Origin of the sequence: Clostridium formicaceticum (assembly GCF_001854185.1) — a bacterium.
Lineage (GTDB): Bacteria > Bacillota > Clostridia > Peptostreptococcales > Natronincolaceae > Andreesenella > Andreesenella formicacetica.
Genome location: NZ_CP017603.1, coordinates 1,246,264 through 1,262,495, shown reverse-complemented (window position 1 = coordinate 1,262,495; position 16,232 = coordinate 1,246,264). Strand labels below are relative to the sequence as shown.

Here is a 16,232-nt window from a genome sequence, read left to right as displayed (position 1 = left end):
TCTGTATATGTATAATTTTATGCTTCTTTAAAATTATTTTCTACAAATATAATTGTTATTCTTTCTAGAAAAAAGGCTGCTTTTCCTCTATTTTTGAATAAAAGATTTCACTTTTAGAAATAATATAACTATAGACAATATCTGTCTGTGGGAAATATTTTATAAAAATCATGTTAACAAGCCACAAACAAAAAATATTAAGGATGGTGGCATAATGAAAGATAAAATTACTAATTTAAAAACATTTTTACAGGCTTATAATCATAAAAAGTCTGATATGGAAATTTCTCATATGCTAGATATTTCTATTGATGAGGTGAAAAGTCATAGAAAAGAAGTTTGTAGAAATACAATGTTGACAAAAATAGAGCAACACAAAAAGTAATTTTGTTTCAAAAAATAATAAGGGGACTGTTTAGTCCCTTTGTTATTTCTTAGGCTTCCTGCAAAAATTGCTGCCAAATATCTTTTATTTTTCTTTTAAATATTTCGTACTTAAGCTGATCTACTGGTGTGCTTACCAATTCTTCCTCACATCTCCTACATATATATTGGTTTAATAGAAGAATACCTGTACTGGTCTCATCATTACACATATAACATTGTAATTCTTCTGTCATCTTTTTCACCAGCCTTATAAAAAATTTATTTATTTTCATTGTAGCCTTATACTTTTTATTCTATTCACAATCCTAGTACATTGTTAACCATTAGAAAAAAAGATTATTTTACTTTTCTTAGGTAATGGATTTTCTTCTGCTTTTTTACTTGTTTTTTAGTATAAGAATGTTTTGTCGTATAAGGAGATGAAGATGTTTTTTTTGTAGAGCTTTTCATATCTTCTCCTACAATTTTCATCAATGTTAAAATAAAAATCAGTATGGGTATTAGTAAAATAATTAAAAAAGCTATATTAATTGTATTATTAAACATGTTTTATCTCTCCCACTCAAAGTAGCTTTGTAATAGCTTCGTCAACACTTAACAGAATTCCTTCTTTTAAACCGTAAACTTCTTGAAAAATACACTTTTTTTATTGTTTATTCTGCACATTCTTCATTATTCTACATAATTTTCAAAAATCCTACTTTTTTTGAGTGGTAAAATAGTACTAAAAAAACAAGTTTAATCTGCTCAATTTTATAGAAGCATTTTCAAATACATTGAAAAAGCAAAAGGAAAAACTTCCCTTTTGCTTTAAATTATCCTTCTTTCGATGTTTAAAGTTTATTTGCAAAAGCCATTAAATATACTTTTTCTTGACGATTTTGATTGATTTCATCTTCTATCATCATCAGTTTCTTTAGCTGATCTTCGGTTAAATTAGCATAACTCATTTGACCCATATCTTTTTTTACTTCTTCATTCATTTTTTTACCTCCCTTTGTACAAAATATTTTACTAAGTAATCTCTTCTTAATGAATTACTTTGGTATATAGGCTATACATCTTTAAACTTGAATTTTAATATACACAGTCTACGATTTTGTCTTGGCTAAAAAACGTAGCCCTTAGTATATTAAAATTCATAGACGTATATCTATAGTTATTTTGAATAAATAGAGGCAATTTTATTCACCAATACATCTATATCGTCGTCTACTTCACCATAGGAAATTGTGGGTTTTTTTACTAATATGATAGGGATATTTAATTCTTGCGCAGCAAGTATTTTTTCTTCTGTTCCTCCTGCCTTTCCGCTATCTTTTGTTATTACAACATTTGCTCCATAACTTTTAAACATTTGTTTATTCAGTTCTTTATTGAAGGGGCCCTTCATAGCAATAAGATTATCAGGTGTAAAACCATAGGTTTCACAACTTCTAATTACTGAAGATAAAGGCAAAACACGAGCTACCAACCGTTTTACTTCTATTGTTTCTACAAAAATAGGTAATTGGTTGCTTCCTATCGTTAAAAATATCTTCCCTTCAAAGTTCTTTGCCATCGTAGCTGCATGAGAAAAATCTTTGGCCCAATAGAGATGATTGTTTTCTTTTTCTTGCCATTGAGTTTCTGGCCGTTCATATCGAAAATAAGAAAGTTCTTTTTCTCTGCATACCTCCATCGCCAACCTAGAAATATTTTCAGCATAAGGGTGGGTAATATCTATTACCTGCTGAATATTTTTTTCTTCAATTAATTCCCTCATCTTCGCTACATCTAACTTTTCTTCTAATACTTCTGCCCTGGAATCTTCTTTTAATAATTGTCCTCCATAAGCAGTAGTAACAGTAGCTATTACTTCAAGTTTTTTTTCAAGAAGCTTTTCCACCAGTGCTCTCCCCTCACTAGTGCCACACAAGGCTAGAATCATAGATGATATCCCCTAGGGGTAATCATTTTTCCATCCTGAACAAGAGTATTGCTGTTGCCGATAATAACCATCGTAAACATATCAATAGGATGTAGTAACATTTCTTCTAGCGTAGTAATCGTCATTTCTTCCCCTTGTCTCTTTGCATTTCGTACAATGCCTACTGGTGTGCTGTTTTTTCTGTGTTGCAATAGTATACTTCTTGCTTCTTCAATCTGGGTGACTCTTCCTTTACTCTTGGGATTATAAAGCGCAATAACAAAATCCCCTTCTCCTGCTAAGGCAAGTCGTTTTTTAATAACCTCCCAATCTGTCAATAAATCACTTAAGCTAATTACTGCAAAATCATGCATTAGAGGAGCACCTAATACTGCCGCCGCCGCACTGACAGCCGTCACCCCTGGAATCACTTCAATTTCTATAGGACTTTTTCGTTCATGCTTTACCTCTAGTAGTGCCCCTGCCATACCATAAATACCAGGGTCTCCACTGCTTACCAACGCAACTGTAGATCCTGCTTCAGCCAAATCAACCGCTAAATTGCACCTTTCTATTTCCTTCTTCATACCACTATCAATGACCTTTTTCCCTTCAGTAAAGGGACGAATTAAATCTATATAGGTTTTATAACCTATGATAATATCACTAGATATTATTCCTTCTTTAGCAGCAGGTGTCATATAGTTTTCTTCTCCCGGACCGATACCAATTACAAATACTTTTCCCATTCTTTCATCTCCCTTCTTCCTCTTCAGCTATTGAAATGGTCACACCCTGATTTTTTCTTTTCCTTAAAATCAACTTCCCTCCACTGCTGCCTAAATAAGCACAGGGTTCACTGACAGACCCCACCCCTATGGTTTTTTTAACAAAGGGAGAGGCTTCAAAAAACCTTTCTATCTCTGCTATTTTCTGTCTCTCAATAATTTCTAGAGGAATCTTCAGTGTACTGGCAGCTTCCAGCAGTCCCTCTTCATCCTTTTTCACGTCTACTGTTACCAGTTTTCTGACGCTTTCTATCCTCTTATTTGTTTCTTTAAGAGAGACTTTTATCGTCTCCAAAATAGTGGTTGCATCAATCCCTCTTCTACACCCCACACCCATGACTAAATTTTGTGTATATAGCTGCAGGATATTATTCCCTTGAGGTTCTATACACCGATTTCCAACATAGATCCCATAGGTTTGGTGGTGAAAATCATCAAGTTTTTGTAGTATTTCGTAATTTGATGGAAGATTTATAAGATAAGGCTTATCCCAATAAATCCCCACTTTTCCACCATTAACAATATAAGCAGTTATTTTTTTTGTTAACTGCCAGTCAGTAATCCTGCAGTCTAAATTTTGTGCCAAGGTATCTACTGCCATCGTTTCTTTTACATCAGAAGCCGTAGTTATGACGGGATTTGCTCCTAGCAGACCAGCTATCTTAAGGGTAAAACGATTGGCGCCGCCGATATGCCCTGATAATAAACTGATGACATTGGTACCTTTTTCATCTATTACTACTACGCCTGGATCTTGTCTTTTATCCTTCAAATGAGGAGCAATATGCCTAACAACAATTCCTGTAGCCATAATAAAAATCAACTGATCCACTATAGGAAAAAGCTTTTCCACTAAGGTTTTTAAATCTGGATCTATAAGGTGTACATCTTCTTCCCCTTCATAAAACTTAGGAAGCACATATAGTTGACTTTGAGGAAGGAGCTGTTTTAACCGCAAACCTAATGCCCTTCCCCCTTTTGTTACAGTTAAAATAGCTACTTTCATTTATTCTTTACCTTTTCTATACTCGTGGGTAAAGTTCTCATCATACAGTTTAGAAAGGGCGTATTCATTTCCCAAAAAGTTCCCTACTAAAATTTGTGCTGTCTTTTTGATTCCCGCAGCTTTTACCTTTTGTGCTATATTTTCTAAGGTTCCTTCAACAATTTGTTGATCTGGCCAAGTAGCTTTTTGCACTACTGCTACTGGTGTATTTGAAGGGTAAGCTGTCAGCAGTTCCTTTACTACCTCCTCTATGGCTTGTACTGATAAAAAAATCGCCATGGAGGTTTGATGGCTGGCTAAAGATGCTAAACTTTCTCTTTTGGGAACTGGTGTCCTCCCCTCCATCCTTGTCAGGATTACTGTTTGGGAGACTTCTGGCAATGTAAATTCTTTTTTTAACTGAGCCGCTGAAGCAACAAAGGAACTGACACCAGGAATCACTTCATAAGTAATGGCTTCCTTCTCTAAAAGATCTATCTGTTCCCGAATGGCTCCATAAATACTTGGATCCCCTGTATGTACTCTAGCAACGGTTTTTCCCTCCTTAACCGCCTTCTTTATCACCTCTATCACTTCTTGTAACGTCATAGAGGCGCTATTGTAAACCTCTGCTGTTTCTTTTCTATTTCCTATCACTTCTGGGTTTACTAAAGATCCAGCATAGATAATCACATCTGCTTCCTGAACCCTTTTGTGTCCCTTCAAGGTAATTAATTCTGGATCGCCCGGTCCAGCTCCTATAAAATAGACATTAGCCATGAAAACCCTCTCCTTTTTTGATAATAATCGTTGATAAGTAAGGGACTCTCTCTTTTTCTAAGTCTCTTATATCTGTGGTAATTTTTTCGTCATCATGTCCACACTTGGATATCATCACAAAATTATTTTCTAAACCTTGTTTTTTCAATTTCTCTGCCAAACCTTTGGGATCATGGGATACCTTTAATACCACCAAATTGTCAGAAACACTCAGAACATTTTCAACCTTTTCCTCTTCCTTAATAAGGGGAAGAATGGTTAAGGTTTCGTCACCCTCTGTCAATGGAAGGTTCACTCTGCTGGCGGTGGCACTAAAGGAAGTAATACCCGGTACTGTTTCTATAGCATAGTTTTTTTCTTTTAATGCTTTTAATATATAAATATAAGTACTATATAACAAAGCGTCCCCTAAAGTTAGAAAAGCTACTTTTTTTCCTCTATCTAAAGCATCAGATATGATGTTGATATTTTCATTCCAATGACTTTCCAAAGTCTCTTGACAATATACCATAGGGAAAACCAAAGCTTTTATCTCTGCTGCTGCATTTACATGCTCTTTTGCAATTTTTAAAGCAATACTATCTTCTTCTTTTTTTCCCTTGGGACAAATGACAAGATCTGCCTCCTTTAATACTTTTACTGCTTTTAAGGTCAGTAGCTCAGGATCTCCTGGTCCTACACCTATTCCATATAATTTACCCTTCATAAAGTCACCCCTTATCCTGTTGGAAAACCTTTAACACCTGTTTCGTTAAGGTTTTAATCTAATTTTTTGTAGCGGAAAGAACATAAATATTATTTTGGGCCTCCATCAAGGTATAGTTTCCCGTGGAACGTCCTTTAGAAACGCCTACCGATACTACCTCTACATCCTTATATTCTTTCTTTTTTAAAGCTTTAAATCCTTCTGTTAAGGTTTCGAGGGTGACAGCAGTGATAACAATTCTTCCCTCCTTGGAGAGATGTTCTAAAGCATAATCCAAAATCCAATGGATCTCCCCACCGCTGCCTCCAACAAAAATTCTATCAAAACCTTTAATCTTTTTTAGCTCTTCTTCAGCTCTTCCTTTTAAAACCTCTAAATTTTCTACCCCAAAGGCTTTAGCATTCACCTCTAATAGGCTTAAAGCTTCTTCTTTATATTCGATAGCATAGACTTTTCCCCTAGAGAGTTTTAATGCCGCTTCTATAGATACTGACCCAGTGCCTGCTCCTACATCTACAAAAATGTGGTCCTCTTTTAATCTTAATTTACTTAGCACTACAGCTCTTACTTCTTCCTTCGTCATAGGGGCCTTTCCCCTTACAAAAAAATCATCTGGTATGCCAAAGCCACTGTATTCCCATCTTTTATTCATAAAAAATCACCACCACTGACATTTTATAGGGAGCATTCCTTATAATTTCCTCTGGTTTACCCTTGATGATTCGCTCCTCCTCGTAGGATAGATTTTCTCCTACCACCATACGTGCCTCTTTAAGCCCATAATCCATCAAGCTTTTTGCAATAACCTCTGGTGTATTTAGATGATCCGTTAGAAGCCCTACTTTTTTATACACCTTCAGCTTTTCTATAAAATTCTCTTTTCGTCCATGGAGACTCAAAAGAGGCGTCTCCTGCCAGGTTTCTTTTATTCTGCTAAATAAGTACTGTAAAGAATTAATTCCAGGTATTACTTCTAAGTCTTCTTCACAAAAATGCTTTTTCATATAGCTTAACATGCTATAGAATCCTGTGTCTCCTGAAAGAATTAGAGTGATTCGTTTTTCTTCTCTATGTTCCTTGATATAATTTATAACAGATTCTAAATCCTTGGTAATGGGGCAGATTTCCCCTTGATATTCATGAAAAATCTCCAGATGCCGTCTTCCCCCTACTAAAATATCACTATTTTCTACAGCCTTATAGGCAGCCGGTAATATATAGTCTCTATGGCCTGGACCTATGCCAACAACCCATATTTTCTTCATCGCTTAAATTCCTCCAATAGCTTTTTACCTTCTTGACAGGTAGCCAGTACCCCATGCTCCATGGAAAAAATAATCGTTCCTATTTCAATTTCTTCAAATGTTCGTTCTAGTGCTTTTTCTGTAATTTTCTCAACTAATAGAGAGAAAATCTCTTCTTTTTTCATCTCTTGAATCAACGTCACTGCTTCCTCTGTTGTGTTACTTTCTAAAACCCTTTTTATTTCAAGAGGACTAGCACCTAATACCCCCAGATAAGCCGCTAGGATTTCTCTCCTGCCATCAGCTATTTTACTATGAGTGTGAAAAATTCCTCCTGCCACCTTAATCAACTTTCCTATATGACCTACTAGAAGAAGTTTCTTTATCTTATGGTGTAGAGCTTGGTCCAGCATGAATCCTATAAAATTACTGGTTTTTATTACATACTTTTCATCAAAATTATAGTTGTTTTTGATTAAATCCCTACCATAGTTTCCTGGAACAAAAATCAGTTTTTCTAGCCCTTCTTCCTTTGCCACTGAAATTTCCAATGCTAAGGATTCCTTCCAGGCTTCCTCTGACATGGGTTCTACGATACCAGAGGTTCCTAGTATAGAAATTCCTCCTATGATACCTAATCGCGGATTAAAGGTTTTGACTGCAATCTCTTCTCCCTTAGGAATAAAAATCTCTACATCTACTCCTCTATTTTCTCCTATAACCTGTCTTACTTCTTTTTCTATCATCTGCAGAGGTACTGGATTGATGGCAGCTTTGCCAACAGAGATAGGTAGACCTTTTTTTGTTACTCTCCCTACCCCTATACCCCCATCAATATTGATTTTATTATCCTCTCTCCATTGAACTCTACTGCAAATAATAAGGCCATTCGTAGCATCGGGATCATCTCCACCATCTTTTTTTACACCACAGCATACATCTTCACCATCTCTTTTTCTTTCTAAAACAGTTAGCGTCAAATCCCAACCCTTTGGTGTAGAGATAGAAATCGTTTCTATATCTCTTCCTTCTAGAAGCATCTGGGCTGCTGCTTTGGCGGCTGCCGTTGCACAGGAACCGGTAGTATAACCATATCGCAGCTTTTTTCCATTCTTTACAACATATTTTTCCATGATTCTCCTTCTCCTATTTTGTCATATATAGAAGGGCATTGATTATAGCAGCTGCCACTGTACTACCACCTTTTCTTCCCACAGTAGTAATATAAGGAACTTTTCTCTTCAATAGCTCATCTTTTGATTCCTTCGCTCCTACAAAGCCCACTGGTACACCCACCACAAGATGAGGTTGGACTTTTCCTTCATCTATAAACTGGCATAGTTGAAATAAAGCGGTAGGTGCATTGCCGATGACAAATATTTTTGTTCTTTTGTCCATCACTGCTTTTTCCATCCCTACCATGGAACGGGTAAGACCTCTTTCCTTAGCTTCCTTACTTACTTCAGCATCGTCCACTAAACAATAGATATCACTATTTAAATCCTTTAAAACTCTTTTATTGATTCCTGCCATGGCCATTTTTGTATCTGTATAGATACTACAACCTTCTTTTAATGCTTTAATTGCTGAATCAATGGCATACTCATTGATCTTTGTAATATCACCATACTGAAAGTCAGCAGTTGTATGAATGACTCTTTTTATAATTTTTCCTTCCCTCTCAGGAAAGGTTTTTTCCCCTAATTCTTCAGTAATGATTTCAAAGCTCTTTTTTTCAATTTCCATTGGATCTTTAATATATTCCACTGTTCTCTCTCCCTTTAAGTTTCCATATTATATGTTGATTATCTTTCCTCCACCAGGAATAATATCATAACTTACAATAGATAAGTAATTTTTCATATAAGGCTGGCTCTTTATCATATGGTAGAATTTTTCCCTATCAAAACTTTCTTCATTGTACAATATACCTACAACAGAACCACTATGTGCCACATTGATACCATAGGCCCCTAGCTTTTCACTTAGTTCTCCAATTTTCTCTAATCCTTCTTTATAAAGAATTTTTTGATTAGCAAAGGCGCTTATGGTAGCAGCTTTTCCTATTTCTTTTAAATCACTGCTTTTTATCCCTTCCTCAAAAGACTTTAGTGCTTCCTTTAAGGCACTTTCATTTTCCTTAAGACAACTGGAATGATCGGTTTTTCGAAAATCTATGGTATCAATTCTTTCTTTGCCCTCCAAAAGCAGCACCTTGCACTTTGGAATACTACCGTACTGTTTCTTAAAACTTCCTTTTAGATGATCAAAAAGGGTGATTGAAGAAAAAATGGTGCTGTCGGTAGGCTCAATTTTGATACATAGCTTAGCGATTTCTTCTTCAGAAAGTTTTTTTCCTAGATAATTAGCAGTTGCTACCGCAGTAGCAGCCAAATCTGCTGTGCTGCTGGCCATTCCCTTAGCGATAGGAATAGAGGAATCAATTTGTAAACAAAGGTTAATAGCATCTCTTTGATGGTATCCATAATACTGAAAAACTTGTTCTAACATTTGATAAGCCTTTGAATCATTTTTTGATGCTTTCCCTATGCTTTTTTTCTGTTCTTCTCTAATGGTTACTTTGCTAAATAAGTTGATGCTATAGGAAATCAGCTTTTCTCCCCCTTCTATATAACCCTGCAGCAATTCACCACAAGAAGCGGGACAGATTGCCTCAATCGTCATGTCATCACCCTGCTCTCCACATACTATAAACTTTATTATCCTTACTATATATAGATGTGCGCCCTTAAATTTTAATATACTAAGGGCTACATTTGCAGCCCACGGTTTTGGGGCGAAACCGTAGACCGTGTATATTAAAATTTAACTTTAGAAGCGCGCATCTATATAACTATCATAGCTTAACTTAAGTCGATTACTTCCCAGATTCTCTCCAAATGTCATCCTGAGCATAGAGAAGGATCTTGTAATAACAAAGATTCTTGTTAGCCCTAGCCTTCAGGACGACAAGTTATGATTTAAATTAACGCTAATGGCACTTAAATTAGCTTCCCTATAATTTGTAGGGGCGTTTTAATTTTTTCCTGAAGGAATGAGAGCTTTCTAGGCGCTATGGTAAATATAACAACGGTAGCAGGACCTGCTGACTTTCTAATATCTACCGAAACATCATCAGCAATTTGAAAGTTTAAATGATTTTCCTCAGCTAAATACTGACTCTCATATAAAATACCTTTTGACCCTACCGGATAAATTTCCCTCACTTCTTTCATTGCTAAAAGTACTTGAAGGTCTTTTATGCTACAAATATCAGGGTGATACACCCCAGTTATTTCATTTCCAAACTTTGGCATGCCCGCAACCACCACGTAGTCACCTTTTTGAGAGGTATTTACCCTGATCTTATCCTTTTGCACTTCTCCTATAATCGTTATACCCATCGCTGTTTGGCAGGTTTTAAAATTTTCTTCAGTACTACCGTTTAAACAGATAGTATCAATACCTGCCTCCTTTAACAACTTTTCAATGCCCCGTATGATTTGTGTTCCAGTAGGTTCCATTTCTACAGACAAAGTATTGATAACCGTAGTAATTTCAGCCCCTACTGATAAAACCTCCATAAGCGCTACGCGGGTTGTATAGTAGCCTACAATCTCCGGCATAACCTTCACAATATCCTTTTCTTTATTGCCTACAGCACCACAGGAGTCACAGGCAATGACAAGAAGCTTATCCACCATATGATCAATAATGGTTAAGTCCCTGAATCGCTTGACCTTCATTATCTTGTACCTCTTAAAATACCCTTATAGACAACTGTAGCCAGTACAATATTGATAAAAGATGCTATGGTTAAAGGCATCCAAAGCATTAAAAATAGCGGCCAACCTCCAAAACCCAACATCAAAGAAACAGGTACTGCTAGAAGTGCTCCCACAGGGCCATTTAAAAAAGTCCCTACTAAAATAGCAATCCAACTGGAGGTTTTTTCATATACCCACCCAAATATGTAAATAAAAACCAACATTTGAAAAGCTACCAGCATATGCATAGGTATCGTCATAGGAAATCCCGCGGTTGTAGCCGACAACAAATGCCCTAATAAACCTACCATGCCTCCTGCTAGAGGACTAATATATAGGGCAGCGAAAAACCCTGCCATAGAGTCAAAAGCAATGCTGCCTTGAACTTTTATCGTGGCACCAATCATGCTTAAAGCAATTAGCATAGCGATTTGCGTCATTGTTTTAATATTGTATTTTTTTTTGGTATGCTGTTGAAGCATGGAAATTCCCCCTAGTCCATCGTTTTTTTATAAGATTCACACTTTTCTATAAAACCTTCTACAAAAGAAGGGTGACTGTAAAAGTGTATATGTGGAAAAGCTCCTATACAGTTGTATTTTTCTTGTCCACAACACCAACGATCAATAACTTTGTCGCCTTTTATTTTTCTTACATGGTAGACATAGTTTTCCTCCCTACCTTTTACAATAGCTCGATGAAATTCGTGAGCTTTTATTGTAAAAGATTCTTTAAAAAAACTGCTCTTTTCTGTAGGCGTTACCTCACAATAGCCAAAACGTTGTAATCTTTTCGTCATTTCTGCTACTGCATCAAAAACACCTACCATCTCGTAGGAATCCCCCTCAAAGGTTTTAATGCCCTTCGTTAGATACATGAAACCCCCACATTCAGCATAGATGGGAAGTCCTTCTTGAGCCTTTTGGTAAATTCTTCCGCGGATTTCCTTATTTTTTTCTAGTTCTCCTGCAAAAACCTCTGGAAATCCTCCCCCTATATAAAGTCCATGAATCTTTTCTGGTAGATTTTTATCCTTCAAAGGACTAAAGGGAACTAAGCTACAGCCTAACTCCTTTAGTAAATCTAAATTATCTTGATAATAAAAGTTGAAGGCATCATCGTAGGGGTATGCAATGACTAGTTTTTTATCCAAAGTTTTTATAGGAATCCCAGCCACTTCCATGGAGCTTACTAAACTTAGTAAACCTTCTATGTCGATGGTTTCCTCCACCATAGCAACGACTTCATCTGCTTTTTTCTGAAGCTCTGGTACTTCTCCACAAGGAATAAGCCCTAGATGCCTACTTTTTAGTTCAATGTTTCTGTTTTTGTTTAAGTAGCCAATACACTTTGTAGCGGTATCCCTCTCAATGACTTCTTTTAAAATAGCATAGTGTTTTTCTCCAGAAACATTGTTAATAATAACTCCTTGTATATTTACACCTCTATCATACATCTTGTAGCCTAGTACCATAGCTGCAGCACTGGAGGACATTCCGCTGCCGTCTATTACTAAAATTACAGGGAGATTTAAAATTTTTGCTATATGGGCAGAGCTTCCTTGATCCTTTTCTGTTCCTCGACCATCATAAAGCCCCATTACCCCTTCTACTACGGCGACATCTAAATCTACTAAGTTTTTATAAAATAAAGTTTTGATAGTCTCTTCTTTCAGCATATAGCCATCCAAGTTTCTTGAAGGGTTTCCCGTAACGTAATGATGAAATTGTGGATCTATATAATCAGGACCCACCTTAAAAGGCTTTACTGACATGCCTCTTTTTTTTAATGCCCCCATAATTCCTGTAGAAATTGTGGTTTTTCCTACACCACTTTGCGTTCCTGCCAATAAAAAACCACGAAAAGTCTTCATGCTACCCTAACCTCTTTACTTCCATTAAGGCTTCTTTCGCTGCTTGTAGCGTCTTTATAATCTCTTCATCTCCCATGGCAGCATTGATAAAAGTAGCTTCAAATTGAGAAGGTGCTAAATAAATCCCTCTCTTTAACATTTCTCTAAAGTAAAGGGCATATTTCTCTGTATCAGAGGTTAATGCTGTTTCGAAGTTGACTACAGGCTGATCAGTAAAAAACATACAGAGCATGGAAGCTACACGATTAAAAGAAGCCTTGATGCCTAGTTCCTCCACAATGTTTTTTAATCCCTCTGCCAACTTTTCTCCTCTGCGATCCATGTCTTTGTAGATTTCTGGATTTTCCTTTAAAATTTTCAAAGTCGTATAGCCCGCCATCATTGCTAAAGGATTACCAGACAATGTTCCTGCTTGATATACAGGTCCTATAGGTGATAACTTAGACATAATTTCTTTTTTTCCCCCAAAGGCGCCTACTGGTAGTCCTCCCCCTATGATTTTTCCATAACAAGTAAGATCCGGTATAATATTATATAAACTTTGCGCGCCCTCAAAGGCAACACGAAAACCTGTCATGACCTCATCAAAAATCAATAGACTACCGTATTTTTCCGTAATACTTCTAAGTTTGTCAGCAAATTCCTGTGTTAAGGGCACAACCCCCATGTTTCCTGCTATAGGCTCTACAATCACAGCCGCTATATCTTCTCCATAGGTTTTAAAAATTTCTTCTATGTTCTCTGTATCATTGTATATAGCAGTAATGGTATTTTTCACAACATCTTCTGGAACCCCTGGGCTATTAGGAACACCATGGGTTAAAGCACCAGATCCCGCCTTAATCAATAAGCTATCCGAATGGCCGTGATAATTACCGTTAAACTTTACAATTTTACTTCTACCAGTATAGCCCCTTGCTAATCTTAAAGCCGTCATAGTAGCTTCTGTTCCAGAGTTTACCATCCTGATCATATCAATAGAAGGAATGGTATCTACAATCAGTTGCGCGGTTCTGGTTTCTATTTCTGTTGGTGCACCAAAACTAGTGCCCGTCTCCACTACCTCTTTTAGGTTTTTTACGACTTCTGGATGGCAGTGCCCTAAAACCAGCGGTCCCCAGGAACCTACATAATCGATATATTTATTTCCATCCTCATCATAAATGTAAGTACCCTCACCTTTTTTTATAAAAGGAGGGTCCATTTGTACCGATGAAAAGGCTCTTACGGGGCTATTTACCCCTCCTGGCATTACTTTTTTGGCTTCTTCAAAAAGCTGTTTAGATCTCTCCAGTTTCATTAGCTATTCCTCCTTATCCACTTTGCCATATCCTTAGCAAAGTAAGTTAGAATCATATCTGCTCCAGCCCTTTTTATGGCAGTCAAGGTTTCTACCATGCTTTCCTCTTCCTTTAATAATCCTTCTCTTGCAGCTATTTTTATCATAGCATATTCACCACTTACATGATAAGCAGCCACCGGCATAGGAAAACTGTTTTTTACCTCTCTAATAATATCCAAATAAGCAAAGGCAGGTTTTACCATAATAATATCTGCCCCCTCTTGAATATCTGCCTCTACCTGCCTTAAGGCTTCTATACGGTTTGCAGGGTCCATTTGATAGGTTTTTCTATCTCCAAATTGAGGTGCACTGTTAACGGCACTTCTAAAGGGACCATAAAATGCCGAAGCATATTTAACGCTATAACTCATAATGGGTATATGCTTAAAGTTATTTTTGTCTAATGCCTCTCTAATTTTTCCTACTCTTCCATCCATCATGTCAGAGGGTGCCACCATATCGGCTCCCGCCTCAGCATGGGATAATGCTGTTTGAGCTAGTTTTTCTAAACTCTCATCATTGACAACAATTCCTTCCTTCACGAGGCCACAGTGACCATGACTGGTGTATTGACAAAGGCATACATCGGTAATCACTAGTAGATTGGGATAATGTTTTTTAACCTCTCTTATCGCCTGCTGTACAATACCATTGCTATCATAAGCCTCAGAACCCTCTTCATCCTTGTTTTCCGGTAATCCAAAGAGTACGATAGCCTTTATACCTAGGTCTACAACTTCTTGTACCCCATCCTTTAGTTGGTCAATTGAGTAATGATATTGTCCTGGTAAATTCGTGATTTCTTTTTTTATATTTTCCCCATGAACTACAAACATAGGATAAATCAAATCAGATATATGTACATTGGTTTCCTTCACTAAGCTTCTTATTTCAGCGCTACTTCTCAAACGCCTAGATCTTTTAAAATCTTGCATTTTATCCCTCCCTTATACTACTTACTAAGCCTTCTATGGTATAATGCTTTGCTTGTATATCTACAGATAAACCTAAATTTTCTAAGGTTTTTCCTGTAATAGGGCCTATAGAAGCTATTTTCCTTCCTTCTATTAGGGACTTATTTTCTTCACCTAGTATTTCCAGGAAATTTTTTACTGTGGAAGAACTGGTGAAGGTAATATAATCAAGAGGATTTTTTAATATTTCTATTAAGTCCTCTCTTCTACAGGTGGGTATGACGGTTCTATAGATATCGACTTCTTCCACAATAGCCCCCATCTCTTTAAGCCCTGTAGTTAATGCTCTTCTAGCAATATCTGCTCGAGGTAAAAGTACCCTTTCCCCTTCTTTAACCCTTCCTTGAACCGCCTCAAGAATGCCTTCCGCTGTATAAACCTCCGGCAAAATATCCACTAAGACGCCCTTATCTTCTAATGTCTCTTTGGTGGCGGAACCAATGGCAGTAATCTTTGCTAATCCTATAGACCGAATATCTATTTCTAGCTGCTTTAATCTATTGAAAAACGCTTTTACGCCATTTACACTAGTAAAAATAATATGTTGAAAAACAGTTAGATTTTTCAAGGCCTTGTCTATAGAAGTAAAGTCTTCAGGCGCTTCTATAGATATGGTAGGAAATTCTATAACCTCCCCTCCCAATTCCTTTAGCTGTCTAGATAGATCACTGGCTTGCTGTCTTGTTCTAGTAACCAGTATTCGTTTTCCCTGCAACGGTAAGCTTTGAAACCAGTTTAACTGTTGTCTTAACCTTACTACTTCTCCTATAATGATGATAGAAGGTGCCTTGATTTTATTGACTGCTGCAACCTCTACGATATTTTCTAGGGTACCTGTTACAGTTTTCTGTCTAGCGGTGGTACCCCTATGGATTAAAGCTGCTGGTGTATTTTTATCTTTTCCATAAAGCTTAAGTTTTTCTGTAATTTCCTTCAAATGTGCTACGCCCATTAAAAACACTAAAGTTCCTTCTAGCTTTGCCAAAGCTTCATAATTGACATCCGAATCCCCCTTTGTAGGGTCTTCATGTCCTGTTATAACATGAAAGGAGGTACTCATATGTCGGTGGGTTACCGGAATACCTCCATAGTTAGGAACTGCTATCGCGGAAGTAATCCCTGGAACTACTTCAAAAGGAATGTTTTCTTCATACAGAGCTAATGCTTCTTCTCCTCCTCTGCCAAATACAAAAGGATCCCCCCCTTTTAATCTGGTAACAACCTTCCCTTCTTTAGCCTTATCAACCAACAATTGATTAATTTCCTCTTGCGTATATTGATGCTGATGAGGAGCTTTGCCTACGTCGATGGTTTCCGCCTCTAATTTTTTGTGTTGAAGAAGGTTTTCATTTGCTAAGCGATCGTATAAAATTACATCTGCTTTTTCAATACACTTCAACCCTTTAACGGTAATTAAATCTTCATCCCCAGGACCAGCCCCTACCAAATAAACATAGGGTTTCTTCACAAAATCTCT

20 protein-coding genes are annotated in these 16,232 nt (G+C 36.8%); 1 reads left to right on the top strand and 19 read right to left on the bottom strand.

The window, feature by feature from the left end; genetic code table 11:
• Positions 1-214: 214 nt before the first annotated feature.
• Positions 215-385: a hypothetical protein gene (locus tag BJL90_RS21810; RefSeq protein ID WP_156778718.1), complete on the top strand. Its 171-nt coding sequence runs from the start codon at positions 215-217 to the stop codon at positions 383-385.
• 49 nt (positions 386-434) lie between these two features.
• Here BJL90_RS21810 and BJL90_RS05915 read toward each other — a convergent pair whose 3' ends face one another.
• The 19 genes from BJL90_RS05915 to cobA form a co-directional block, all read right to left on the bottom strand.
• On the bottom strand, positions 435-659 hold the full coding sequence (locus BJL90_RS05915) for a sigma factor G inhibitor Gin (protein WP_081561861.1): 225 nt from the start codon (positions 657-659) through the stop codon (positions 435-437).
• A 64-nt stretch (positions 660-723) separates the two neighbouring features.
• On the bottom strand, positions 724-933 hold the full coding sequence (locus tag BJL90_RS05910) for a hypothetical protein (protein WP_070965279.1): 210 nt from the start codon (positions 931-933) through the stop codon (positions 724-726).
• Between the two features lie 287 nt (positions 934-1,220).
• Positions 1,221-1,370: a hypothetical protein gene (locus BJL90_RS21805; protein WP_156778717.1), complete on the bottom strand. Its 150-nt coding sequence runs from the start codon at positions 1,368-1,370 to the stop codon at positions 1,221-1,223.
• 176 nt (positions 1,371-1,546) lie between these two features.
• Positions 1,547-2,317: a cobalt-precorrin-6A reductase gene (locus tag BJL90_RS05905; RefSeq protein WP_070965276.1), complete on the bottom strand. Its 771-nt coding sequence runs from the start codon at positions 2,315-2,317 to the stop codon at positions 1,547-1,549.
• Positions 2,314-3,045 carry a precorrin-3B C(17)-methyltransferase gene (gene cobJ, locus BJL90_RS05900; protein ID WP_070965273.1) on the bottom strand — a complete coding sequence of 244 codons (732 nt, stop codon included), beginning with the start codon at positions 3,043-3,045 and terminating at the stop codon, positions 2,314-2,316. The genes BJL90_RS05905 and cobJ overlap by 4 nt, the downstream gene beginning before the upstream one ends.
• Before the next feature lie 4 nt (positions 3,046-3,049).
• A complete protein-coding gene (gene cbiG / locus BJL90_RS05895) occupies positions 3,050-4,090 on the bottom strand; it encodes a cobalt-precorrin 5A hydrolase (protein ID WP_070965270.1) in 1,041 nt (346 codons plus the stop codon).
• On the bottom strand, positions 4,091-4,849 hold the full coding sequence (cobM, locus tag BJL90_RS05890) for a precorrin-4 C(11)-methyltransferase (RefSeq protein ID WP_070965268.1): 759 nt from the start codon (positions 4,847-4,849) through the stop codon (positions 4,091-4,093). It lies immediately after the preceding gene.
• Complete coding sequence (cobI, locus tag BJL90_RS05885; RefSeq protein WP_070965265.1) at positions 4,842-5,555, bottom strand: precorrin-2 C(20)-methyltransferase; 714 nt, start codon at positions 5,553-5,555, stop codon at positions 4,842-4,844. The genes cobM and cobI overlap by 8 nt, the downstream gene beginning before the upstream one ends.
• Before the next feature lie 58 nt (positions 5,556-5,613).
• The gene (gene cbiT / locus BJL90_RS05880; RefSeq protein WP_070965262.1) at positions 5,614-6,207 is read right to left on the bottom strand and encodes a precorrin-6Y C5,15-methyltransferase (decarboxylating) subunit CbiT; all 594 of its coding nucleotides are present in this window, start codon (positions 6,205-6,207) and stop codon (positions 5,614-5,616) included.
• Entirely contained in the window at positions 6,200-6,820 is a 621-nt protein-coding gene (gene cbiE, locus BJL90_RS05875; protein WP_070965259.1) for a precorrin-6y C5,15-methyltransferase (decarboxylating) subunit CbiE, read from the bottom strand. Before cbiE ends, cbiT begins: the two co-directional genes overlap by 8 nt.
• Positions 6,817-7,932, bottom strand: coding sequence for a cobalt-precorrin-5B (C(1))-methyltransferase CbiD (gene cbiD, locus BJL90_RS05870; RefSeq protein ID WP_070965257.1), 1,116 nt, complete (start codon positions 7,930-7,932; stop codon positions 6,817-6,819). The genes cbiE and cbiD overlap by 4 nt, the downstream gene beginning before the upstream one ends.
• A 13-nt stretch (positions 7,933-7,945) precedes the next feature.
• Positions 7,946-8,566: a precorrin-8X methylmutase gene (locus BJL90_RS05865; RefSeq protein WP_070965254.1), complete on the bottom strand. Its 621-nt coding sequence runs from the start codon at positions 8,564-8,566 to the stop codon at positions 7,946-7,948.
• Positions 8,567-8,593: 27 nt separating this feature from the next.
• The gene (locus BJL90_RS05860) at positions 8,594-9,484 is read right to left on the bottom strand and encodes a GHMP family kinase ATP-binding protein (RefSeq protein ID WP_070965251.1); all 891 of its coding nucleotides are present in this window, start codon (positions 9,482-9,484) and stop codon (positions 8,594-8,596) included.
• A 317-nt stretch (positions 9,485-9,801) separates the two neighbouring features.
• Positions 9,802-10,545, bottom strand: a complete 744-nt coding sequence (locus tag BJL90_RS05855) for an AIR synthase related protein (protein ID WP_070965247.1) — start codon at positions 10,543-10,545, stop codon at positions 9,802-9,804.
• Entirely contained in the window at positions 10,545-11,048 is a 504-nt protein-coding gene (locus tag BJL90_RS05850; protein WP_070965244.1) for an ECF transporter S component, read from the bottom strand. The genes BJL90_RS05855 and BJL90_RS05850 overlap by 1 nt, the downstream gene beginning before the upstream one ends.
• 11 nt (positions 11,049-11,059) lie before the next feature.
• Positions 11,060-12,439, bottom strand: a complete 1,380-nt coding sequence (locus BJL90_RS05845) for a cobyrinate a,c-diamide synthase (RefSeq protein WP_070965241.1) — start codon at positions 12,437-12,439, stop codon at positions 11,060-11,062.
• A gap of 1 nt (position 12,440) precedes the next feature.
• Entirely contained in the window at positions 12,441-13,739 is a 1,299-nt protein-coding gene (gene hemL, locus BJL90_RS05840; protein WP_070965238.1) for a glutamate-1-semialdehyde 2,1-aminomutase, read from the bottom strand.
• A complete protein-coding gene (hemB, locus tag BJL90_RS05835) occupies positions 13,739-14,716 on the bottom strand; it encodes a porphobilinogen synthase (RefSeq protein WP_070965235.1) in 978 nt (325 codons plus the stop codon). The genes hemL and hemB overlap by 1 nt, the downstream gene beginning before the upstream one ends.
• A 1-nt stretch (position 14,717) precedes the next feature.
• A complete protein-coding gene (cobA, locus tag BJL90_RS05830; protein WP_070965232.1) occupies positions 14,718-16,223 on the bottom strand; it encodes a uroporphyrinogen-III C-methyltransferase in 1,506 nt (501 codons plus the stop codon).
• Positions 16,224-16,232: the final 9 nt, after the last annotated feature.